This window comes from Corynebacterium sp. HMSC055D05, from assembly GCF_001810365.1.
Classification (GTDB): domain Bacteria; phylum Actinomycetota; class Actinomycetes; order Mycobacteriales; family Mycobacteriaceae; genus Corynebacterium; species Corynebacterium coyleae.
The window spans coordinates 148714-171016 of the sequence record NZ_KV801078.1 but is presented as its reverse complement, the minus strand read 5'-3'; the positions used below and the strand labels follow the sequence as shown (position 1 = coordinate 171016).

The window sequence follows — 22303 nt, the reverse complement described above, 5'->3', positions numbered from 1 at the left end:
AGTCGGCGCTGCACTATCCACTACCTTCCGCCGCGGTTCAGGTGGAAGCCAGGAGGCTATGTGTCCGCAATTGCTCAGGCGTTTAAGGATCCTGACCTTCGCAAGAAGATCTTGATCACCCTTGCGCTGATGATTCTGTACCGCGTAGGTGCCCAGATCCCGTCCCCGGGCGTTGATTACGCGTTGATCAACCAGCGACTCGAAGAGGTTGCCCAGGGTGACCGTGCCACGATGTTCTCCATCATTGGCCTGTTCTCCGGTGGTGCACTGCTGCAGTTGTCGATCTTCGCGATCGGCATCATGCCGTACATTACGGCGTCGATTATCGTGCAGCTGCTCACTGTCGTGATCCCGAAGTTCGAGGAGCTGAAGAAGGAAGGTCAGTCCGGCCAGGCCAAGATGACGCAGTACACGCGCTACCTCACGGTTGCGCTGGCGTTGCTGCAGTCCGCAGGTATCGTCGCGCTGGCAGACCGCGAGCAGCTGCTCGGCCAGGGAATGCCGGTGCTGGTGGAAGACCGCAATGTCTGGACCTTGATCATGATGATCCTTGTGATGACCTCCGGTGCGGTGCTCATCATGTGGCTCGGCGAGATCATCACTGAAAAGGGCGTGGGCAACGGTATGTCCCTGCTCATCTTTGCGGGTATCGCAACCCAGATCCCGTCCGAGGGTGCGTTCATCCTCCAGAACTCCGGTGCCTTGACGCTGATCCTCGTCATCCTCGCGCTTGTTGCGCTGGTCGTCGGCATTGTCTTCATTGAGCAGGGCCAGCGTCGCATCCCGGTGCAGTACGCCAAGCGCATGGTGGGTCGTCGCCAGTACGGTGGCTCTTCCACCTACTTGCCGCTGAAGGTCAACCAGGCTGGCGTTATCCCGGTCATCTTCGCCTCGTCTCTGATGTACGTGCCGGTTCTGATCACACAGATCGTGACCATGAATAACCCGACTCCGCCGGACAACTGGTGGATGAACCACGTGATGGCATGGCTGCAGAACCCGGGTTCGTGGCAGTACATCCTCACCTACGTCGTGATGATCATCTTCTTCTCCTACTTCTATGTGTCGATCCAGTATGACCCGGTCGATCAGGCAGAGAACATGAAGAAGTACGGTGGCTTTATCCCGGGTATCCGTCCGGGCCGTCCGACTGCTGAATACCTCGCGTTCGTCATGAACCGCCTGCTGTTCGTCGGCGCGATTTACCTCGCGCTGATCGCAGTGCTGCCGAACCTGGCAATGGACGCCGGTATCACCGGCTCCGGCCGGATGGGTATGAGCGCGTTTGGCGGTACGGCCATCCTGATTATGGTTTCCGTGGCCCTGACCACGGTTAAGCAAATTGAATCCCAGCTTCTGCAATCCAACTACGAAGGACTTCTGCGATAATGCGTCTCGTTCTCCTTGGCCCTCCCGGTGCCGGCAAGGGCACCCAAGCCGCTATCCTTTCCGAAAAGCTCGGTGTTCCGCACATCTCCACCGGTGATCTGTTCCGCGCCAACATTGGCGAGGGCACCCCGCTCGGTGTTGAGGCAAAGAGCTACATCGACGCCGGCAAGCTTGTGCCGACCGATGTCACCGCACGCATGGTTGAGGATCGCCTGAACCAGGACGACGCGAAGGACGGCTTCCTGCTGGACGGCTTCCCGCGCACGGTGGAGCAGGCTGAGATCCTGACCGACCTACTGGCGAAGAAGGGCGAGAAGCTCGACGGCGTGCTCAACTTCGTTGTTGATGAGGACGTTGTCGTGGAGCGCATGCTCGCCCGTGGTCGTGCAGACGACAACGAGGAGACCATCCGCACCCGTCTCGCCGTGTACCGCGATGAGACCGCACCGCTGATCGATCACTACGGTGAGGAGATCATTTCTATCGACGCTGTGGGCGACGTCGACGAGATCAACCAGCGCGCCATGGCGCAGCTGGGCAAGTAGCCCGAATACGCTCAAGGCCGGTGTTCGCACCGGCCTTTCGCTTTTGCTTATCGACGACCACCACAAAGGAGCACCCCGCTATGGCATTCCGCAAACGCAAGATTGCCGCCAAAACCCCCGACGAACTCGATGCGATGGAGGCAGCCGGCCGCATTGTCGGTGTCGCGCTGCAGGAGGTCCGTGCTGCGGCAAAGCCGGGTGTCAGCACGCTTGACCTTGACAAGGTGGCGGAAACCGTCATTCGCGACCATGGCGCGGTGCCGACCTTCCTCGGATACCACGGTTTTACTGGCTCGATTTGTGCGTCGGTCAACGATGTGGTGGTCCATGGCATTCCATCCGCCGACGTGGTGCTCAATGAAGGGGACCTGGTTTCCATCGACTGCGGCGCAACCTTCAACGGTTGGGTAGGGGACAGTGCCTGGTCGTTCGGTATCGGTGAACTTGCGCCGGATGTGGACGCGCTCAACCGCGCAACCGAGTGGGTGCTCGCAGAAGGCCTGAAAGCCATGGTTCCGGGCAACAAGCTCACTGACGTGTCTCACGCGTTGGAGTTGGCAACCTACGCCGCCGAGGAGAGTTTCGGCGTTGAGCTCGGCATTGTGGATGGCTACGGCGGGCACGGCATTGGCCGCACGATGCACGAAGACCCGTACCTGGCTAATGAGGGCAAGCCGAATCGGGGTCCTGTGATTCAGGAAGGTTCGGTGTTGGCGATCGAGCCGATGTTGATCCTGGGTGGTGGCTACGACACGCGCGTACTTGACGACGAATGGACGGTTACCACCCTCGATGGCTCGCCGGCAGCACACTGGGAACACACCGTGGCAGCGACCGCTCAGGGACCACGAATTCTTACTCCGCGCGTATAAACGGCTGGCGCGTCGATGCGTGATTCATAGCTATACGGTTATACTTCCGGCATGTCTTACCGTCCTCGCCATGCAAAGCAGTCGCCGTTGAAGCGACGTGCAATTACGTTTGCCGCCGGTTTTGGTGTCGTCGCTACGCTCGCCGCACCTGTGACTGCGCAGGCAGCGCCTGCTCCGGCCCCGAATCCGGTTGCAACCTCCAGCCTTGATGCGCTGTCCTCGTCGGCAAACACCGCGTTTGCAAACCTGGATAAGTCTGCACGGGATGCAGCTTGGGATCTTCGCAACAACCTGCGCTTGCAGGCAGACGGGTTGGCGAATATCAGCCCGGATCTGCCGGCGAAGGCGAAGCAGCGTATCGACGAGATCGTGGAGGTCTTCTTCCCCGGACTCATCGCCGAGAAGACTCCGAAGCCGAAGCCTGCACCGAAGCCGGCTCCCGCTCCGGCACCAGCTCCTGCTCCGGCGCCGGCTCCGAACCCGCGTGCTGGCTTTGACTACGGTCCGTGCCCGGCCGATGCCAAGGCCTGCATTGACATTGATGGTCGCCGTTCCTGGCTGCAGAACAACGGTGTCATGTACTACCAGTCGGGCCTGATTGGTCCGGGCCGACCGGGCTACGAGACGCCGCGCGGTACCTTCTACGTCAACCGTAAGGTCAAGGACGAGATCTCCTGGGAGTTCGGCAACGCACCGATGCCGTACGCCACGTACTTCACCTACAACGGCATCGCGTTCCACGAAGGGGACCCGAGCATCCTGTCCCACGGCTGCATCCGCATGTACCGCGGTGATGCACAGCGCTACTTCAGTGATCTGCAGATCGGTGACAAGGTCTACGTCTACTAGGCATCTTTGTTGCATATTGGCCCCGGCGAAATGCTGGGGCCTTTTGCGTTTTCGCAGGTGAGCGGATAAAGTAGTCCAACGGTGCTGCCACGAAGTGTTGGCATGTACCGACTGTCACGGTAAGAAAACGTTTCTGCCTGCACATTTGCGGGCAGTGTAGGAAGTGGAGTGTATGGCAAAAGAAGGCGCAATCGAGGTTGAGGGCCGCATCGTCGAGCCCCTGAAGAACGCCATGTTCCGTGTCGAACTCGACAATGGGCACGAAGTTCTCGCCCACATCAGTGGCAAGATGCGCCAGCACTACATCCGCATCCTCCCTGAGGACCGTGTCGTGGTGGAGCTCTCTCCCTACGACCTGGAACGCGGGCGTATCACTTACCGCTACAAGTAAGCATTTCAGCCTCCTCACCCAGACCTGCTCATAGTGGGTCGTTTACCTCCGGCCACGGTGGCTGGAGCCGCGTGTAATCCCAACCCATCCTCCGGCACGGTCCGGATAAAGCGTTGGTTGACGTGGACGGGTGGGGAGAAAACCACCGTAACAACCCGAAAGGTACGTACCTCATGGCACGTCTAGCTGGTGTTGATCTCCCGCGCAATAAGCGCATGGAGATCGCTCTCACCTACATCTATGGCATCGGTGCAACCCGATCCAAGGAACTGCTCGAGAAGACGGGCATTTCTCCGGACCTGCGCACGGACGATCTGAGCGATGACCAGCTCTCCGCTCTGCGTGACGCGATTGAGTCCTCCTACACCGTCGAGGGCGACCTGCGCCGCGAGGTTCAGGCAGACATCCGCCGCAAGATCGAAATCGGCTCCTACCAGGGCATGCGCCACCGTCGTGGCCTGCCTGTCCGCGGCCAGCGCACCAAGACCAATGCGCGTACCCGCAAGGGCCCGAAGAAGACCATCGCAGGAAAGAAGAAGTAACCTATGGCTACTCAGACTCGTTCCGGTGCACGTCGCGGACGTCGCATCGTCAAGAAGAACGTGGCCGCAGGCCACGCATACATCAAGTCCACCTTCAACAACACCATCGTGTCCATCACGGACCCGCAGGGCAACGTCATCTCCTGGGCGTCCTCCGGCCACGTTGGCTTCAAGGGCTCCCGTAAGTCCACGCCGTTCGCTGCGCAGATGGCTGCAGAGAACGCTGCCCGCAAGGCAATGGACCACGGCATGAAGAAGGTCGACGTTTTCGTCAAGGGTCCGGGCTCCGGCCGCGAGACCGCTATCCGTTCGCTCCAGGCTGCCGGCCTGGAGGTGTCTTCGATCTCCGACGTGACGCCTCAGCCGTTCAACGGCTGCCGTCCGCCGAAGCGTCGTCGCGTTTAAGGCTGAAAGGAAAAGAGGTAAAGAGACATGGCTCGTTACACCGGCCCTGCTACCCGTAAGTCCCGTCGCCTCCGCGTCGACCTCGTCGGCGGCGACATGTCCTTCGAGCGTCGCCCGTACCCTCCGGGGCAGGCTGGCCGCGCTCGCATCAAGGAATCCGAGTACCTGCTCCAGCTGCAGGAGAAGCAGAAGGCCCGCTTCACCTACGGTGTGATGGAGAAGCAGTTCCGTCGCTACTACGAAGAAGCGAACCGTCGCCCGGGCAAGACCGGCGACAACCTGCTCATCCTGCTGGAGTCCCGTCTGGACAATGTTGTCTACCGTGCTGGTCTGGCTAAGACCCGCCGTCAGGCACGTCAGCTCGTGTCCCACGGCCACTTCACGGTCAACGGCAAGAGCATCGACGTTCCGTCGTTCGCGGTAACGCAGTACGACATCATCGACGTCCGTGAGAAGTCCCGCAACATGCTGTGGTTCGAAGAGGCTCAGGACAACCTCCTGGACGCTGTCGTTCCGGCTTGGCTGCAGGTCGTTCCGGACACCCTGCGCATCCTCGTGCACCAGTTGCCCGAGCGCGCTCAGATCGAGGTGCCGCTGCAGGAGCAGCTCATCGTCGAGCTTTACTCGAAGTAAACTTTCACACGTTTGCTTCACCCCGCGCGCCGTCCACGGTGCACGGAATCTTCCATATCAGTCCCTACCGGCTTCATATAGCGGGAGCCAAAGGAGAAGTTCATGCTCATCTCTCAGCGTCCTGAATTGACCGAGGAGTACATCGATACCAACCGCTCGAAGTTCGTCATCGAGCCGCTCGAGCCTGGTTTCGGTTACACCCTGGGCAACTCCCTGCGTCGCACGCTGCTGTCGTCCATCCCGGGCGCAGCCGTGACGTCCATCAAGATCGACGGTGTGCTCCACGAGTTCACCACGATCAACGGTGTCAAGGAGAATGTCTCCGAGATCATCCTCAACATCAAGGACCTCGTGCTGTCTTCCGACTTTGACGAGCCGGTAGTCATGCAGCTTGCAGTCGAGGGGCCGGGCGACGTCACCGCAGGTGACATCGAGCCACCGGCAGGCGTGGAGATCCACAACCCGGATCTGCACATCGCCTCCCTTAACGAGCAGGCACGCCTGGAGATGGAGCTTGTTGTCGAGCGCGGCCGTGGCTACGTCCCGGCTATGCCGAACTCCGGTGGAGAGGCCGGCCGTATCCCGGTCGACCAGATTTACTCGCCGGTGACCCGTGTTGCTTACAAGGTTGAGGCAACTCGTGTTGAGCAGCGCACCGACTTTGACAAGCTCATCATCGACGTTGAGACGAAGAACTCGATGACCGCACGTGACGCGCTCGCGTCGGCTGGTTCCACCCTGGTGGAGCTCTTCGGCCTGGCTCGTGAGCTCAACACCGCTGCAGAGGGCATCGAGATCGGCCCGTCGGCTCAGGAGTCCGAGTACATCGCTGCGTACTCCACGCCGATCGAGGACCTGAACTTCTCTGTTCGTTCCTACAACTGCCTGAAGCGTCAGGAGATCCACACCGTGGGCGAGCTTGCTGAGTACAGCGAGACCGACCTGCTGGACATCCGCAACTTCGGCCAGAAGTCGATCAACGAGGTCAAGATCAAGCTCGCTAACCTGGGCCTGACCTTGAAGGACGCTCCGGAAGATTTCGACCCGACCCAGCTCGAAGGCTACGACGCCGAAACTGGCGATTTCGTGGACGACGGCGCGGACGAGACCGAGTAACACAACAGAGCACGCGCTCAACTAACCGCATACGAGGAGTTCGAATATGCCTACCCCCAAGAAGGGTGCCCGCCTCGGAGGGTCCGCCTCGCACCAGAAGCACATTCTGGCCAACCTGGCGCAGTCCCTCTTCGAGAACGGCGCTATCAAGACGACGGACGCTAAGGCACGCGCCGTGCGTCCGTACGCTGAGAAGCTGATCACCAAGGCGAAGAAGGGCACTGTGGCTGACCGCCGCGCAGTCCTCGCTGAGCTGCCGAACAAGCAGGTTGTTAACTACCTGTTCAACGAGCTCGCGCCGAAGTTCGAGAACCGTGAGGGCGGCTACACCCGCTCCATCAAGCTCCCGAACCGCTCCGGTGACAACGCTCCGATGACCCAGATTTCCCTGGTGCTCGAGGAGACCGTTACCACCGAGGCAACCCGCGCTGCACGCGCAGCTGCATCCCGCCAGGCTGAGGAGGCCAAGGCTGAGGAGGCTCCGGCAGAGGAGACCACCGAGGCTCCGGCAGAGGAGACCGCTGCTGAGGAAGAGAAGTAAACTCACTTCCTTCCTCGCGTAACGCCCAGCTACCCCGTGTAGCTGGGCGTTTTGTATTGCCCAGATAAGATTGATCGCCATGGATGAGACGATGCGGCTGCGATTGGATATCGCCTACGATGGCACCGATTTTCACGGTTGGGCGCGCCAGAAAAGCGGCATCCGCACAGTCCAACAGACCATCGAAGAGGCGTTGAGCCTCGTGCTGCGTAGTAGCGTCTCCCTTACCGTCGCTGGACGCACCGACGCAGGAGTCCATGCCTCGGGACAGACCGCCCATGTGGATATTCCTCGCAGCAGCCTTGATCAGCGTTCGATTGAGGGGGACCCGGGACGGTTGGTTCGTCGATTAGCAAAACTGCTCCCGGAAGACGTCCGCGTATTTAATGTCGTGGAAGCGCCAGAGGGGTTTGACGCGCGTTTCTCGGCGTTGGCTCGCACCTACGTATATCGGGTGACTACGCATCCGGCAGGTGCGTTGCCAACACGGGCGCGCGATACGGCGGTGTGGCCAAAACCTATCGACCTTGAGACGACACAGGCGTGTGCCGATGCGCTTGTGGGCTTGAACAACTTCGCGGCGTTTTGCCGCCCGAAGGAGCATGCCACCACGATCCGCGACGTGCATTCTTTCGAGTGGTCGCAGGTCGAGGACACCGTGTACGAAGCGCGCATTGTTGCGGATGCGTTTTGCTGGAATATGGTTCGCGCGCTGACCGCGACGTGTTTAACCGTCGGGGAGGGCCGCCGGGGGAGTGACTGGCCAAAGGAGCTCTTGCTTCGCGACGAACGCGCGCCCGAAGTCCCACTCGCTCCCGCTCGTGGCCTGACGTTGGTCGGCGTCGAGTATCCCGCTGATTCTGAGTTAGCTGCCCGCGCCGAAGCTACCCGCGCGCGTCGCGAGATGTAGCATGCTTGGGTTACTGACAATCTGGGAGGTGCGATGACCACAGCAGCCGCAGCATGGTTTGCAGTTGTGTTTTTCCTGCTTCCCGGATTCCTGGTGGCGTGGGTTGCAGGCCTCCGAGTTCCTGCAGCGGTGACCACGGCGCTGCCGGTGACCTTCGGTGTTATCGGAGTGTCGTCGTGGATGTGGGGTGTGACTAGTGCGCCGTTTAACCTGTGGACGTTCGGGGTGAGCATGGTGCTTGCCCTCGCGGTGGCTGGCGGTTGGCGCTATGCGTTTGCACGCAAGGCCCGCCGCGGTGGTGATGTGCCGTGGCGCCGTGCGCTTTTTCCCGGCAAGGTGGAGTGGACGCACTGGGGCATTCCGTTTGTCGGGGTAGTGGTCGCGGCGTGGATGGCAGTTACGGACCGGCTGTCGTGGTTGGCTCAGATGCCCAACGGTGCGGACAATATCGTCCAGGGGTGGGATTCGCAGTGGCATGCGAATGCGGTGCGGTTTGTGATGGAGACGGGCGTGGCGTCGTCGACACGCATGGGCGAGCTGCAGAACTTCGAAACGCACGCGCGGCTGTTCTACCCGTCGGGATTCCACGCGGGTGTTGCTCTCTTTGCGGAGGCTGCTGGACTTGAGCCGATTCGGGCGGTCAACATCGCGTCGACGGTGCTGCCAGCGGTGGCACTGCCGCTGACCATGGTGAGTCTGGTGTTCGCGTTTATGCGCTCGACTGGGCTCACCGCGCAGATTGCCGCCGCGTTTGCCGCGATCATGGCGTACGCGGCCCCGCAGCTGCTGTGGGTGCCCGACTACGTGGGGATGTGGCCGTACCTGTTTGCGATGACCCTGACCGGCATCGTGGTTTGGCAGTTCCTTGAAGTTCCGGCACGGCATGCGGGTGCGCTGCCTGCTGCGATCGGGTTCCTTGGCGTGTTGTGCACACACCCGGCTGCGGTGACGGTGGTGGTACTCGGCGTCATCTTTGCGTGGGCGACGTCGCTGCTGGTTCGCCCGGTGCGCTCGCGTCGCAGCGATACGGTGTGGATGGCACTCCCGGCAGCCGCGGCAACGCTCGTGTTTTTGCCCCAAGTGCTGGCGGGGTCGGACCAGGCGAGTGAGGTTGCCTCGTGGGCGCCGCAGGAGAAACTAGGCCGCGGCGGCGCGTGGGGGAGTGCGTTTCGGATGGACACCCGGCACGTCTCTCAGTTTTTCCCGGACTTCGACCCGACGGTGATGCTGTGGCTCGCCGGTGCAGGCGCGCTGGCGTTGGTGCTGTGGCGTGGCCAGGTGTGGCCTGTGCTGTTGTATGTGGTTTCGCTTGCGGTGACCGCAAATGCGCTCACACCATTCGATAACGCGTGGGGCGATGTACTGGCCATGGTGGGCAACCTGCACTACAGCACGGGGCACCGGCTGATCATGCCGGTGGTGATGTGCGTGTGGGCAGCGGCCGCCATCGGCATTGCTGTGATTATCCGCCTTGTCACCTTCGCTCCACTCGCAGCACGAACCGGTACGGGGCAGCGAGCCACGGTGCTGGCGTCGATCGCGGTGGCGGTGATCGCCGGGTCTGCGGCGGTGCCACAGGTACGCAACCACACTGAGGCTGGTGCACAGGACGCGTTTGCTACCCCGCGCCAAAGCGGACGGATGGTAAGCGCGGATGACCTCCAGGTGTTTGACTGGTTGGCGACCCAGGACGCAGCGTGGGAAGGCACGATCATGGGTGATCCTGCGGATGGATATTCGTGGATGTATGCCTACAACGGGTTGCCGTCGGTTTCCCGCCATTACCTATGGCCGACCGGCGGGATTGGCTCAGCGCACGACACAATTTTCCAGCACGCGGACTTCATCGGAGAAGACAACGGCGAAGTGGTGGAGCAGGCGCTGAAGGACTTGAACGTACGGTTCTTTGTGCTCAGCCCGGGGTCGTTTTGGGCGGACCAGAAACCGCAGTATCCGATGCTGCGATCGTTCTGGGCGTCAAACGGGGTGACGCCGGTGTATCGCAAGGGCACGACGTCGGTGTTTGCGGTCAACAGCGAGTTCTCCACCGCCCAGTTGCGGGCGATGCGCAAAGACGGACAGGACCACGGCTCGGATGAGCTTTACGAGCTTGAAGATGCCGGTGTAGCCGCCTGGTAGATGCGCGCGGGGTGCTAAGGCTGTAGCCTGTTGAGTACTTACTCGGGGGAGGGGGAATTATGGCGAAACTTTTGCCTACTACACGTGCCCAGGTTTCGGGCCACCAGTTCATGCGCCGTCGTATGGAGCATGGGTTGTTGTTCGGGGATATCCGGATGATTCATGACCCGTTGTCGGCGCGCCATCGCGCCACGGTGTTTGGTGTTGCTGCGGTGGTGATGATCGCCGGGGTGATGGGGTTGTTTGCGTGGATGCGTCCGAATGCAGATCCGGGGGATGCCCCGATTCTGCGGGCGTCGGACGGCACGCTGTATGTGCGTGTTGATGACACTGTTCATCCGGTGACCAATCTTTCTTCTGCACGCTTGATTGCTGGTGCGGCGGCTGATCCGTCGCGGGTGGGTGATGAGCATTTGGCGGCGATGCCACGTGGCGTTCCGGTGGGCATTGTGGCTGCGCCGGCGATGTTTGCGCCGGAGGGTGCGGTTGATGCTGCATGGTCGGTGTGTGCGGTGCCGGGCCGTGTGACGGTGGTTGCGGGGCAGCGTCCGGAGCCTTTGCTTGGCGACGATACCGTGCTGGCCACCGACGGCACCCGCCAATGGTTGGTGACTGGTGAGGGCAGACAGTTGCTGCCTGATGCGGCGTCCCCGCAGGGGCGTATCGTGCGCCGTGCGTTGGGGGTCGGGCACACCACTCCGATGTGGGAGCCACCGTTGCAGGTGATGACGGCGCTGAAGGAATTGCCACCGGTATCAGTACCTGCGCCCGACCGGCTGCCAGAAGTATTGGTCGCTGAGAGCGGTGCGTGGGCGCTGTTCAAAGGGAGAATCGAGCCGCTCAGTGAGGTGCAGCAGGCAGTGCTGTTGGATGCTGGCGCGAAGCAACGCAGCATCGGCCGCGAACAGTTAGCCACGTATCAGGACGGGGACTTAGGGCTGACGATTCCAGAGCGTCGCCCGCAGTGGGTTGACCCGGTGCAGCAGACGGTATGCGTGGACCAGGACCGTGGTGGCGCGGTGCAGTCCGGTACAGAACACGCTGGTGCAGAACACGCCGGTACAGCACGGTACGGCGCAGTGCGATCCGGTGATACTTCGGCGATTGCGTTGTCTGGGACGTCGGTGGCGACACACTTTGTGGGGCTTGCGGATGGCTCGATCGGTGTGGATTCCGGACATGGCTTCCACGTCGTGGCGAGCAACGGGTTGCGCCACCGTGCACCCGATGCGGAAACACTTGCCACGGTGGGTGCGGTGCATGTCGAGCGCGTGCCTTGGGAGATTGTCAGCCTCTTGCCGGAGGGTGAGGAGCTGACCCGGGCTGCGGCTTTGACCGCCACGTACTAACAGCACACAGTACAAGGACACCCAGCAGAGCGAACACAACTGCGCCGAGGCCGACACTGCTGAACCGTTTCACGGCTAAGGAGGCGGTGCGCTCTGTTGGGGCCACGGTGACGGTGTCTCGGGGCGCGATGTCGTCCGGCGTGAGTTGGCTGATCACGTTGTGCGGGGTGATTGCGCCGCCGCCGTGTTGTGCTGCGGCGGTGATGAGCGTGCGCACGTGGTCCGGCGTGATGCCGGGGTAGCGCTGCATGAGTAACGCGGCCGCACCACTGACTACCGGTGCGGCGAAGCTGGTTCCAACGTAGGGGCGTGACCCGTCGCGGGTGAGCGTGCCGTCGGCCCAGCCGTTGCCGCTGGATGCGAGCGCGTGTGGGACAAGACCGGCTGCGGAGATTTCCGCTGGCAAGGAGTATGACGCGAGCGTGTGGGTGTCCTCGCGAGCCCCCACAGCAAGCACCGTGGGAAACAGAGCTGGGATCACGCTAAAGCCTGGTTCACAATCGGCGCTGGTGTTGCCGGATGCGGCGACGACGACTGCGCCGTCGGCCTCGGCACGGTGCAACGCGCCGCGCAGTCCATTGAGATCAATGCGTGAGGCAAGCCCCGGGTCCACACAGGACACGACAGAGACGTTGAGCACGCGCGCACCTTCGTCGAGCGCGTTGTTGATTGCAGAAGCGAGCGTCTCAAGGTCCCCCGCGACAGATTGGCCGCGGCCACCGCGGTAATGGGCTGACGTTTGACGCACCGCCAGGATCTCCGCATCTGGTGCGATGCCGAGCGTGCGCCCAGCGATGACGCCGGCGACGACGGTGCCGTGGCTGTCGCAGTCCGCAAGCGCGTTGTCGCCGACAAAGTCGGCTCCGGGGCGCAGGTGATTAAGTTCCGAGTGTGGAGCGACGCCAGTGTCGATGACGGCGACGCGCACGCCGGCTCCGGTGGCGAAGCGACGGAGCTCGTGGAGCTCCGCAGGTGTCTCACCTGGTGGTTGTGCTGCCGAAGGCACGGCGCAGGCGATGTCTTGGGCGGAGGCGTAGGTAAGCGAGCCCGGCGCGAGTGCTGCAGGTGCGCAAAGTACAGGCATGGCGAGCATCAGTGGCAACAGTGCGGAAGCGGGCAGGGAACGTGTGCGCATTGTTACAGCCCTCGAATCAGGTCGAAGACCCCGGTGAGGTGTACCGCGAGTGGGATGACGGCGATGAGGGCGGCGATTTCGGCACGTTCGAACCAGACAACGGTTGTCGGTTCTAGGTCGGGTACGCGCCGGGCCCACAGCACGGTGGTTGTAGCTGCCAGTGCGGTGAGGGCGGCGATGGTGATGAGGGCGGGATGCGGGTCGTCGATACGCACGATGCTGATGGCGGAAGCAATGACTGCCGCGAGTGCTATCGCCATCAGCGCAATGCGGGTTGCAGCCCAGTGGTGGCGCGATGCGTAGACGACGAGTGCGCCGGCGATGCAGGTGCAGAACACGAAGTTCCATGCACCGCCGCTGCTGCCGATCTGGAGGAGCGCAGGGATGCTCACTGTGGCAATTCCGGCGGTGACTGCGCTGGCGATGGTGGTGGCGACTCGGCTGCGTGCGTCGACGTCTGGTTGGTATTCGTCGGCGCGATCGAATTCTTCGCCGGCGGTGGGCACGTGCGCCACGGCAAGGCCTGCAGCACGGGTGGCGATGCCGGGTGTGGCGGCAACCGTAAACAGGCCGGTGAGGACGGATAACGCAGCAGGCGAGTTTGCGGCGGGCAGCCAGGTGCCTAACGTGCCAATGCCGCTGAGCACCCCAACCGTGACAGCAAACGCCACCAATGCAGGGCCCGCAAGGCGCAGAGCCACTCCAATGCCGACGGTGATGAAGGCTGTGACGACGCCTGCGAGGGCGCCAAGAGCAACGTCTGTGCTGTGTAGGTTCGGTTCTGTGCCACCGATGACCCATGTGGCGGCGGCCCAGCCGAGGCACAACGGCGCTGCAGCAAACACGGCGGGCGATTTCGCAACAGCAGCGAGGGTGAGCGCGCATAACCCGGTGACGGCGAAGGTCGCGGGAGATGGGGCAAACATGCTGAGCAGCAACGCAATGCACGCTAACCCTACGAGGGTTGCGGCGGTGTCGAGGCCGTGCACGCTGCGGGCATTGCGGCCTGCGTGCGCGAGGGCGTCGGCGGCGTCGCGTACCACGGGAGGTGCGATGGGTTCTTTGGGGCGCAGGGCGATCACGGCGCCGTCGTGAAGCTTGAGCGCGTACAACGGCGTATGCATATCGAGTGGGCGCCCGCCTGCTGTGGAGATTTCCCACGGGCGGTGGATCTGCGGCAGTTCCACAAGACGCGCCAATTCGGGCAGCACCTCTGCAAACGTTGAGGATGTCGGCAGTGTGACATCGATATCGCGGTGAAACGCCGCAACAGAAACACGTACGGTTACGCGCACAATGTGGTGCGCCGAAGTAGCAACCAAAACTCTTCCCCCGGAAGTCTCAACGCGTGGCCCCCATTTGCCACGCAACTTGGGCCAGTATGGCGCACCGTTACGCTGCAGTCCAGCTTTTCGTACCCCTTTGGCGGGCAAATGGTCTACACTGCGCTCAACACTATGCCCAACACAGTTCGGGGGAACTGTGGCCACATGGGGTGAAAAGGGGGGATCCACGAATGCTCGGGTTAGACCACGATGCTGTGCTCGCACCAACTGCGGGCACACCTGACGTGCCGGCACTGCCAACAGGACAACTGCGTGCAGAGCCAGTCCCAACAGCGCAAAAGCCGCAGACGCAGCCGGTGATCAAAATCTTGCTGCCAATTGTGATGGTGGTTGCCGTTGGTGCGGTGATGGCGCTGATGATGACATCTGGACGCACTGTGAGCCCAATGATGTTGATCTTCCCGCTGATGATGCTTTTCGGACTGTTGGGCATGATCAATCCGCAAGATCGGCAGGGAGATATCAACGAAACGCGCCGGGTGTACCTGCGCCACCTGGATGCGTTGACCCGGAAGGCGCGCGCGAACGCAGCGCAACAGCGCGCGCACGCGACAGGGTTGCACCCGGCTCCGGCAGATCTTGTTGCTGCGACACCGGTGGAGCGGGTTTGGGAGCGCACTGCGGCGTCACCGCTGGCGTTGACCGTCCGGTTGGGGACTGGCAGCGGTGCGCTGTGCACGCCTGTCGATGTAGAGGATCCGGGAAGCCCAGAGGACCTTGACCCGGTGTGCGCGGTGAGTCTTCGTCGCACTGTCGCTGCTGTAAGCACCGTGCCTGGCATGCCGATTGTTGTGCAGCTCGATGCATTTCCCGCGGTCACCCTGGCTGGTCCCGGTGCGCATGAGGTGGCGCGTTCCATCGTGTGCCAACTCGCGTTTTTTCATGGGCCCGAGTTGATCAGCATCGACGCGCCATTCGCGTGGGCGAAGTGGCTGCCGCACGCTCGCGCGGAACATGCACGTTTTCGCGTGGTGCTTATCGACGCCACCGTGGAGCACCTCCACGCCCCCGACGCCGACTGTGTGATTGTCGTCCACCCGGACGAGCACTACTTTGTGGACCCGGATGCCTTCCACCTCGTGTGCACCGATACGCTCGCTGCGGTCACCGAACAGGGCATGGAGCAACTCGGCCTTCCGGACTCGTTCACTGACGCGCAGGCCGAGTTCATCGCTCGCCACCTCGGGTTCTACCGACGCCCAGAAGGTGCGAGTGAAGACACGGGCGATCTGCTTGCCATGCTGGGGATTACGGACCTGGATGCACTCGATGCCACCACAATGTGGCCGGGGATGCGCAACAAGCTTGTCGTGCCCATCGGCGCGACCCCCGATGGGCAGCCGGTGTACCTGGACTTCAAAGAATCAGCGCTCGGTGGCATGGGCCCACACGGGCTCTGCATCGGAGCTACCGGTAGTGGTAAGTCCGAACTGCTTAAGGAAATCGTTGTTGCGCTTGCCGCAACGCACTCGCCGGACGAGCTCAACTTGGTGCTTGTGGACTTCAAGGGCGGCGCAACCTTCCTCGGCTGCGAGGACCTGCCCCACACCAGTGCGGTGATCACCAACCTTGAAGACGAGGCCGTGCTGGTCGAGCGCATGTTTGATGCCATCTCCGGCGAGTTGAACCGCCGCCAGGAACTGCTGCGTGCCGCAGGCAACTTTGCCAACATCACCGACTACACCCGCGCCGGGCACACACTGCCGTCGCTGGTGATCATCGTCGATGAGTTTTCAGAATTGCTCTCGCAACACCCGCACTTCGCGGACCTTTTCGTCGCGGTGGGCCGCCTGGGCCGCTCACTTGGTGTGCACTTGTTGCTCGCCTCGCAGCGGCTCGAGGAAGGAAAGCTGCGCGGGCTCGATTCCCACTTGTCGTATCGCATCGGGTTGAAGACGTTTTCCGCAGGGGAGTCGCGCCAAGTCCTCGGCGTGCCGGATGCCTATGAACTGCCCAGTGAGCCGGGCTCGGGTTACCTCAAGTCAGGTATGGAACTCACTCGCTTTAGGGGTTCTTACGTCTCCGGCCCGCTGACCCGCCAGGTGCTGTCGCACTCCGACGACACCCCGACAGTGCGGGTGTTTACCGGCGATGAGATAGAAATCGCTCCGCAAACCGTGACCGATACCGACTATTCGACAACCCTGTTCGACGCCGTTGTGGAGAAAGCCCGCGACGTCGCCGCCACCCGGAGCATGCGCGCCCACCAGGTCTGGCTGCCACCGTTGCCGGATACTCTCGCGCTTTCTTCGCTTGTCGACGACACCATCGCCCTCGTCGACGAGCCCTATCGCCAACTCCAAGTCCCCTTCGCCGTGGACTTTTCCCGTGCCGGTGGGCATGCCGCCATTGCTGGTGCGCCGCAGACGGGGAAGTCGATGGCGGTGCGGTCGATCGTCGCCAAGCAAGCGCTGTGTCGCACAACCGATGAGGTGGCGATTTACATCATCAACGCTGGCGGCGGCGACTACAGCGACATCGAATCCCTGCCTCACGTGGCGGGTGTGGCGAACGTGAAGGATGAAGAACGCACGCGTCGTGTTATCGACGAGGTCACCGGACTCCTGGATGCGCCTGCCTCGCGCGCGACACTGCTCGTTGTCGATGGTTGGCATGCGTTGCTGGCCAACGATTCCAAACTCGAAGACCTGCGTGATCCTTTGGCGCGAATCGCCTCCGAAGGCCCTGCGGCACGCGTGCACCTGCTGATTACCACACAGCGGTGGAACGCGGTGCGCGCGAATGTGCGCGACCTCATCGGCACCCGCATCGAGATGCGCCTGACCGAGCCGATGGATTCGCTGATCGACCGCAAGGCCCAAGAACGCCTCGCCGCCGTGCCGGGACGTGCGCTCACCCCGGACGGCAAAGTCATGCATGTCGCGCTGACCAGCGCCGAAGACATCGCACACATCGCAGCCCAGGCGGCGATCCAGACGCCGGTGCCACGCCTGCGCGTGCTGCCAGCAAGAGTCGACGCGCAACCGCTTATCGACGGCACCCGCATCCCACTCGGCATTGGCGGAGCGGACCTTGCACCGCTGTACTCCACCGGCCACATCCTGGCCATCGGTGCAGGCGGCGCGGGCAAATCCGCCTTCATCGCCAGCACGATTGCGGCTATTTCAGCGATGCCACGCGAACAAGCCCGCATGGTGATCTGCGACCCGCGCCGGGCACACCTGGCTCATGCGGACAGCGACATGGTCGCGGCGTACGCAGCTTCCTCGAGTGCGCTCACCGATGCGGTGCGCTCGCTGGCCACCACGCTGACCTCGCGACTGCCGGGCAGCGACGTCACGCCCGCCCAACTGGCAGACAGGTCCTGGTGGGCAGGCCCAGAGCTCTACTTGCTTATCGACGATCTCGACCTGGTCGGCGACGAACCACTGCGCCCAATCATCGACTTGTTGCCCCACGCGCGTGACATCGGCTTGCACATCGTGGTGGCACGCAAGTTCGGCGGTGTTGGGCGTGCCATGTTTGGCCCGTTCCTCTCCGCTGTGAAAGACCTTCACCCAGACGTGCTGATTATGGACGGCACCAAGGACGAAGGCGCACTCTTCGGCGTCCGACCGGCACCGCAGCCACCAGGGCGCGCAACGCTCGTACAGGGCGAGCCGAAGGGCATGATCCAACTGCCGATGCTGAATATGGGGGACTAAATGACAGACCTGCGCATTACCGCGACCGATGCGTCGACCGTGTTCACCGGTGCGGCCGACGTCCACCGCTTCGACGCGCCAAGCAGCCGTGAAATCGCGAACACGATCCGCACTGTGCTGGGGCCGAACCCAGACGGGGCACACGTGCACATCACCGCAGACGACACGCGCCTGCGCGAGCTCGAGTACGCCCTGGCGGACTACGACATTGACTTAACCACCGAACTCCTTGGTCCCGATCCGGCAGACGTGCCACGTTCGCTCAACGCACCCTCCGCGCCACCTGCGCCGTGGGATCCGCCACGGGACCCGCCGACAGACACGTTCGCGGCGATTGCGGACAACCGCTCGTCAAACATCGGCGTCTGGATCATCGCCGCAGTCGTCGTGGTGGTCGCAGTCGTGTGTGCGGTGGTCATCTTCAACGTTGTCTGGAAAGGCAGCGTTGGCAGTGCCGGCAGCGCCAGCAGTGCAGCGAACACGGACAGTTCAATTGCGACACCGACGGCTACTGAAGCTGCGGCGGGGGCAACGCCGTCTGTGGCGGTGGAGTCGTCGATACGCGAAGAAGCACCGCAGACCGTCCTGCTTGAACAAGACGGCCTTCAAGTGGAACTGCCTGCCGGGTTCGCTCTTGAGGCCGACGATGGCACATGGCGCGCAACCGGCGATGATCCGAACTTCCGCCTCCACATCGCCGTTGAGAGGCTGTACCAACTACCGGCCAAGACTATGGCCGAGCAACTCCTCGCCGATGTTGAGGCGGACCCGCAAACAGAACTTGTGGACACGGACGGCACCTCGGTGACCTACCTGGAGCGCGCCGCGGATGGATCGCAGGCGCTCTGGAAGACCTGGCCGCACGGCACCACCCAGCTTTTCGTGGGCTGTCACACGCGCCATGAACCCACCACAGTGCAACGCGCAACGTGTCGAATGGCCATGGAAACCGCTGAATTTAAGGGGGCTGACATGCGGACATGAAAAACTTTTGAATTCGATGGAACCGAAAGCACCAAATGTCAGTCAGATATATGAACGGCAAACACACACCGTTCATCCAACCTAAACACACAAGGGGGAAACCATGGAGCTGTTCGCCACTGAAGCGGAGGTCATGCGCGCCGCCGCAGACCGTACCGACGACACCAACGCAAACGTCAACCGCGAAATCGACCGCATCCAACAGGTAGTCGAATCCACTCGCAACTACTGGGTGGGCAACGCGCAGCGCAGTTTCGACGACCTGATGATGCGCTACGACGACGCTCAAAAGCGTTTGTCGGAGGCACTGACCGCGATCTCCGCGAACATTCGCGACAACGCGAAGCACTACGAGTCCACCGACGCAACCAACACCGACAGCCTCCGTCAGCTCGCTGGCGGACTCGCACTCTAACCACAAGGGGGAACCACCATGCAGATCAAATACGACTTCACTCAGATCGCCGGCGCATCCGAAGATATGCGCGCATCCGCATCCCGCATCAACGGCGACCTGGCCGAACTGAAGCAGATGCTCCAGCCCATGGTCCAGACCTGGGAAGGTACCGCCGCCACCGCCTACCAGGCACACCAAGCCAAGTGGGACCAGGCAGCAGAGGACCTCAACCAGATCCTCACCCAGATCGCGCAGACCGTTGAGGATGGCAACTCCACCATGTTGGCCGTCAACAACGCTGCAGCGAACAGCTGGGGCTAACCAACAGACTTGCGTCGGGGCGACAACGCCGACCATCGGGGGATAGGGCGCGGCAGACCCGTCCCCGGCGCATCCACAAAAGAAAAAAGGGGGACTCGGGGGAAACGCCGCCGCAGGTGACTATGGGGAACACCTGCGGCGGCGTTTTTGTTTTGCGGCCAGATTGCCGTAGTGTTTAACCCCTGTGTGTCCCGCCTGACGCGCGTTTCGGGTCTCCACCGGCCGCCGGAACCGTCGAGGAACATGCGAAGTATGGCCGGCAGCAATCTAGACAGACTTTAAGGAGTCATGCATGTCTACTTACCACCCGAAGAGCGGTGACGTGACCCGTAACTGGTACGTCATCGACGCAACCGACGTGGTGCTGGGCAAGCTTGCTTCCACCGCAGCAGACCTGCTGCGCGGTAAGCACAAGCCGCAGTTCGCACCGAACGTTGACACCGGCGATCACGTCATCGTGATCAACGCCGACAAGATCCACATCTCCTCCAACAAGCGCGATCGCGAGATGCGTTACCGCCACTCCGGCTACCCGGGTGGTCTGAAGTCCATGACCCTGGGCCGCGCACTGGACGAGCGTCCGGACCGCGTGATCGAGGAAGCTGTGAAGGGCATGATGCCGCACAACAAGCTCTCCCGCCAGTCCATCAAGAAGCTGCACGTCTTCGTCGGCTCCGAGCACCCGTACGCTGCTCAGAAGCCGGAAACCTACGAGTTTAAGCAGGTGGCACAGTAATGACCGAGCCGAACAACTACGACAACCTCGCTGCCGACACCGACATCGATGCCGCAACCGCAGCAACCGAGGAGTTCAACTACACCATCGGTGACGCAATTGCGCCGGAGGCTGACGCTGCTGAGGAGACCGTTGAGGTCGCACCGCTGCACGAGGGCCCGATCCAGACTGTTGGTCGTCGTAAGCGCGCAATCGCTCGCGTGACCGTCGTCGAGGGCGAAGGCAAGATCACGGTCAACGGCCGTGAGTTCGAGGAGTACTTCCCGAACAAGCTGCACCAGCAGGACATCCTGACCCCGCTGACGCTGCTCGAGCGCGAGGGCCAGTTCGACATCAAGGCCAACATCTCCGGTGGTGGCCCGACCGGCCAGTCCGGTGCTCTGCGTCTGGCTATTGCCCGCGCACTGAACATCTACAACCCGGCTGAGCGCCCGACCCTGAAGAAGGCCGGCCTGCTCACCCGTGACGCTCGTGCCGTGGAGCGCAAGAAGGCTGGTCTGCACAAGGCCCGTCGCGCACCGCAGTACTCCAAGCGTTAATCGCTGGCTTACTCCACACGCCGTCGCCCGGTTTCGGGTGGCGGCGTTTGCCGTTTCTTCTGTCATTGTTGGTGAGCGGACCGGTTGCGAGGGTTCGTCGATAAGCAATTGCAGCAAGCATGCATAATTGTGGGCATGACTCGATTGTTTGGAACTGATGGTGTTCGCGGCTTGGCCAACGAGGCGTTGACAGCGCCGTTGGCGTTGAAGCTCGGCGCAGCTGCGGCAACGGTGCTGACGAAGGACCGTCGCTCCGGGAAGCGTCGCCCAGTAGCGCTCATTGGGCGCGACCCGCGCGTCTCCGGTGAGATGCTGGCGGCAGCGATGGCAGCCGGCATGGCGTCGAAGGGCGTGGACGTGCTGCGTGTCGGTGTGATTCCGACGCCTGGCTTGGCGTTTCTTACGGACGACTACGGAGCCGACATCGGTGTAATGATTTCCGCCTCCCACAACCCGATGCCGGATAACGGCATCAAGTTCTTCTCCGCTGGTGGTCACAAGCTGCCCGACGATATTGAAGACGAGATTGAGCGCGCCATGGACGAGCTGGAGGAAACCGGTCCGACCGGCACCAGCATCGGCCGTGTGATCGAGGAGGCCCCAGATGCGCAGAGCCGCTACCTGGCGCATCTGGCTGATGCGGTAAGCACCGACCTGTCAGGTATCAAGGTTGTGGTGGACTGCGCGAACGGTGCAGCGTTCGAGGTAGCCCCGAAGGCGTATGCGGCAGCGGGAGCTGACGTGACCGCGATCTTTAACAAGCCCGACGCCTACAACATCAACGACGGCGCAGGCTCCACGCACATGGAGCAGATTCAGCGCGCAGTGGTTGAGCACGGCGCGGACCTTGGTTTGGCGCACGATGGTGACGCGGATCGTTGCTTGGCTGTGGACGCCGAGGGCAATGTTGTCGACGGCGACCAGATCATGGCTGTACTGGCAACCGCGATGCGCGACAACAACTCGCTGCGCTCCAACACGCTGGTGGCCACGGTGATGAGCAACCTGGGGCTGAAGCAGGCAATGAAGCGCGAGGGCATCGAGATGCGGGAGACCAAAGTGGGCGACCGTTATGTCCTCGAAGAGCTCAACCGTGGCGACTTCTCCTTGGGTGGCGAGCAGTCCGGCCACATTGTGGTTCCGGAGCATGCGACCACCGGCGATGGCGTGCTGTCCGGTCTGATGCTCATGGCACGCATGGCTGAAACCGGGAAGTCGCTCGCTGAGTTGGCGAGTGTGATGACCGTGCTGCCGCAGACGCTGATCAACGTTCCGGTCTCAGACAAGTCGCGCATTCTTGACGACGAATCCGTTACCGCCGCGATCCGCGAAGCTGAAGCGGAGCTGGGCGATACCGGTCGTGTCTTGCTGCGTCCGTCGGGTACCGAGGAGCTGTTCCGCGTGATGGTGGAAGCAGCTGAGGAAGAACAGGCACGAAAGGTTGCCGGACAGCTCGCGGCGGTCGTCGCAGCCGTGTAACTTCTGAGTAAGAAGTTTTT

General features: G+C 62.2%; 22 protein-coding genes. 20 read left to right on the top strand and 2 right to left on the bottom strand.

What is annotated here, in order from left to right; translation table 11 throughout:
* The first annotated feature begins 60 nt into the window (after nucleotides 1-60).
* The 13 genes from secY (at nucleotide 61) to eccB (ending at nucleotide 11681) form a co-directional block, all read left to right on the top strand.
* Complete coding sequence (gene secY, locus HMPREF2734_RS09295; protein ID WP_070422738.1) at nucleotides 61-1389, top strand: preprotein translocase subunit SecY; 1329 nt, start codon at nucleotides 61-63, stop codon at nucleotides 1387-1389.
* Nucleotides 1389-1934, top strand: a complete 546-nt coding sequence (locus HMPREF2734_RS09290) for an adenylate kinase (RefSeq protein ID WP_070422739.1) — start codon at nucleotides 1389-1391, stop codon at nucleotides 1932-1934. The genes secY and HMPREF2734_RS09290 overlap by 1 nt, the downstream gene beginning before the upstream one ends.
* Nucleotides 1935-2014: 80 nt before the next feature.
* Nucleotides 2015-2806 carry a type I methionyl aminopeptidase gene (map, locus tag HMPREF2734_RS09285; protein WP_070570614.1) on the top strand — a complete coding sequence of 264 codons (792 nt, stop codon included), beginning with the start codon at nucleotides 2015-2017 and terminating at the stop codon, nucleotides 2804-2806.
* A 51-nt stretch (nucleotides 2807-2857) separates the two neighbouring features.
* Complete coding sequence (locus HMPREF2734_RS09280) at nucleotides 2858-3655, top strand: L,D-transpeptidase (RefSeq protein ID WP_070422741.1); 798 nt, start codon at nucleotides 2858-2860, stop codon at nucleotides 3653-3655.
* Nucleotides 3656-3827: 172 nt separating this feature from the next.
* Nucleotides 3828-4046, top strand: coding sequence for a translation initiation factor IF-1 (infA, locus tag HMPREF2734_RS09275; protein WP_070422742.1), 219 nt, complete (start codon nucleotides 3828-3830; stop codon nucleotides 4044-4046).
* A 173-nt stretch (nucleotides 4047-4219) separates the two neighbouring features.
* Nucleotides 4220-4588, top strand: coding sequence for a 30S ribosomal protein S13 (gene rpsM / locus HMPREF2734_RS09270; RefSeq protein ID WP_070422743.1), 369 nt, complete (start codon nucleotides 4220-4222; stop codon nucleotides 4586-4588).
* Nucleotides 4589-4591: 3 nt separating this feature from the next.
* On the top strand, nucleotides 4592-4993 hold the full coding sequence (gene rpsK, locus HMPREF2734_RS09265) for a 30S ribosomal protein S11 (protein ID WP_070422744.1): 402 nt from the start codon (nucleotides 4592-4594) through the stop codon (nucleotides 4991-4993).
* A gap of 27 nt (nucleotides 4994-5020) precedes the next feature.
* Nucleotides 5021-5626 (top strand): 30S ribosomal protein S4, encoded by a 606-nt coding sequence (gene rpsD / locus HMPREF2734_RS09260; protein WP_070422745.1) that lies wholly within the window; start codon nucleotides 5021-5023, stop codon nucleotides 5624-5626.
* 102 nt (nucleotides 5627-5728) lie between these two features.
* A complete protein-coding gene (locus tag HMPREF2734_RS09255; protein WP_070422746.1) occupies nucleotides 5729-6742 on the top strand; it encodes a DNA-directed RNA polymerase subunit alpha in 1014 nt (337 codons plus the stop codon).
* A gap of 46 nt (nucleotides 6743-6788) precedes the next feature.
* Nucleotides 6789-7283 (top strand): 50S ribosomal protein L17, encoded by a 495-nt coding sequence (gene rplQ / locus HMPREF2734_RS09250; protein WP_070422747.1) that lies wholly within the window; start codon nucleotides 6789-6791, stop codon nucleotides 7281-7283.
* A 79-nt stretch (nucleotides 7284-7362) separates the two neighbouring features.
* Entirely contained in the window at nucleotides 7363-8193 is an 831-nt protein-coding gene (gene truA, locus HMPREF2734_RS09245; protein ID WP_070570613.1) for a tRNA pseudouridine(38-40) synthase TruA, read from the top strand.
* 33 nt (nucleotides 8194-8226) lie between these two features.
* Nucleotides 8227-10332 carry a DUF6541 family protein gene (locus HMPREF2734_RS09240; RefSeq protein ID WP_070570612.1) on the top strand — a complete coding sequence of 702 codons (2106 nt, stop codon included), beginning with the start codon at nucleotides 8227-8229 and terminating at the stop codon, nucleotides 10330-10332.
* A 71-nt stretch (nucleotides 10333-10403) separates the two neighbouring features.
* On the top strand, nucleotides 10404-11681 hold the full coding sequence (gene eccB, locus HMPREF2734_RS09235) for a type VII secretion protein EccB (protein WP_246816814.1): 1278 nt from the start codon (nucleotides 10404-10406) through the stop codon (nucleotides 11679-11681).
* On the opposite strand, the gene HMPREF2734_RS09230 is transcribed toward eccB, so the two are convergent.
* Both HMPREF2734_RS09230 and eccD read right to left on the bottom strand, forming a co-directional pair.
* Nucleotides 11620-12816: a S8 family serine peptidase gene (locus tag HMPREF2734_RS09230; protein WP_141750461.1), complete on the bottom strand. Its 1197-nt coding sequence runs from the start codon at nucleotides 12814-12816 to the stop codon at nucleotides 11620-11622. The two genes, eccB and HMPREF2734_RS09230, sit on opposite strands and share 62 nt — an antisense overlap.
* Before the next feature lie 2 nt (nucleotides 12817-12818).
* Nucleotides 12819-14111 carry a type VII secretion integral membrane protein EccD gene (eccD, locus tag HMPREF2734_RS09225; protein ID WP_070570609.1) on the bottom strand — a complete coding sequence of 431 codons (1293 nt, stop codon included), beginning with the start codon at nucleotides 14109-14111 and terminating at the stop codon, nucleotides 12819-12821.
* Between the two features lie 221 nt (nucleotides 14112-14332).
* On the opposite strand from eccD, the gene eccCb reads away from it, so the two are divergent.
* From eccCb to glmM, 7 genes are all read left to right on the top strand, one after another.
* On the top strand, nucleotides 14333-17827 hold the full coding sequence (eccCb, locus tag HMPREF2734_RS09220; RefSeq protein ID WP_070570607.1) for a type VII secretion protein EccCb: 3495 nt from the start codon (nucleotides 14333-14335) through the stop codon (nucleotides 17825-17827).
* Nucleotides 17828-18811 (top strand): type VII secretion-associated protein, encoded by a 984-nt coding sequence (locus tag HMPREF2734_RS09215; RefSeq protein WP_070570605.1) that lies wholly within the window; start codon nucleotides 17828-17830, stop codon nucleotides 18809-18811. It abuts the gene before it with no gap.
* 103 nt (nucleotides 18812-18914) lie between these two features.
* Nucleotides 18915-19226, top strand: coding sequence for a WXG100 family type VII secretion target (locus HMPREF2734_RS09210; RefSeq protein ID WP_070422754.1), 312 nt, complete (start codon nucleotides 18915-18917; stop codon nucleotides 19224-19226).
* Between the two features lie 18 nt (nucleotides 19227-19244).
* On the top strand, nucleotides 19245-19529 hold the full coding sequence (locus HMPREF2734_RS09205; RefSeq protein WP_070450580.1) for a WXG100 family type VII secretion target: 285 nt from the start codon (nucleotides 19245-19247) through the stop codon (nucleotides 19527-19529).
* 292 nt (nucleotides 19530-19821) lie between these two features.
* Entirely contained in the window at nucleotides 19822-20265 is a 444-nt protein-coding gene (rplM, locus tag HMPREF2734_RS09200; RefSeq protein WP_070422756.1) for a 50S ribosomal protein L13, read from the top strand.
* Nucleotides 20265-20804: a 30S ribosomal protein S9 gene (gene rpsI, locus HMPREF2734_RS09195; protein ID WP_070422757.1), complete on the top strand. Its 540-nt coding sequence runs from the start codon at nucleotides 20265-20267 to the stop codon at nucleotides 20802-20804. The genes rplM and rpsI overlap by 1 nt, the downstream gene beginning before the upstream one ends.
* Before the next feature lie 135 nt (nucleotides 20805-20939).
* Nucleotides 20940-22283, top strand: coding sequence for a phosphoglucosamine mutase (gene glmM, locus HMPREF2734_RS09190; RefSeq protein ID WP_070482481.1), 1344 nt, complete (start codon nucleotides 20940-20942; stop codon nucleotides 22281-22283).
* The last annotated feature ends 20 nt before the right edge of the window (nucleotides 22284-22303 follow it).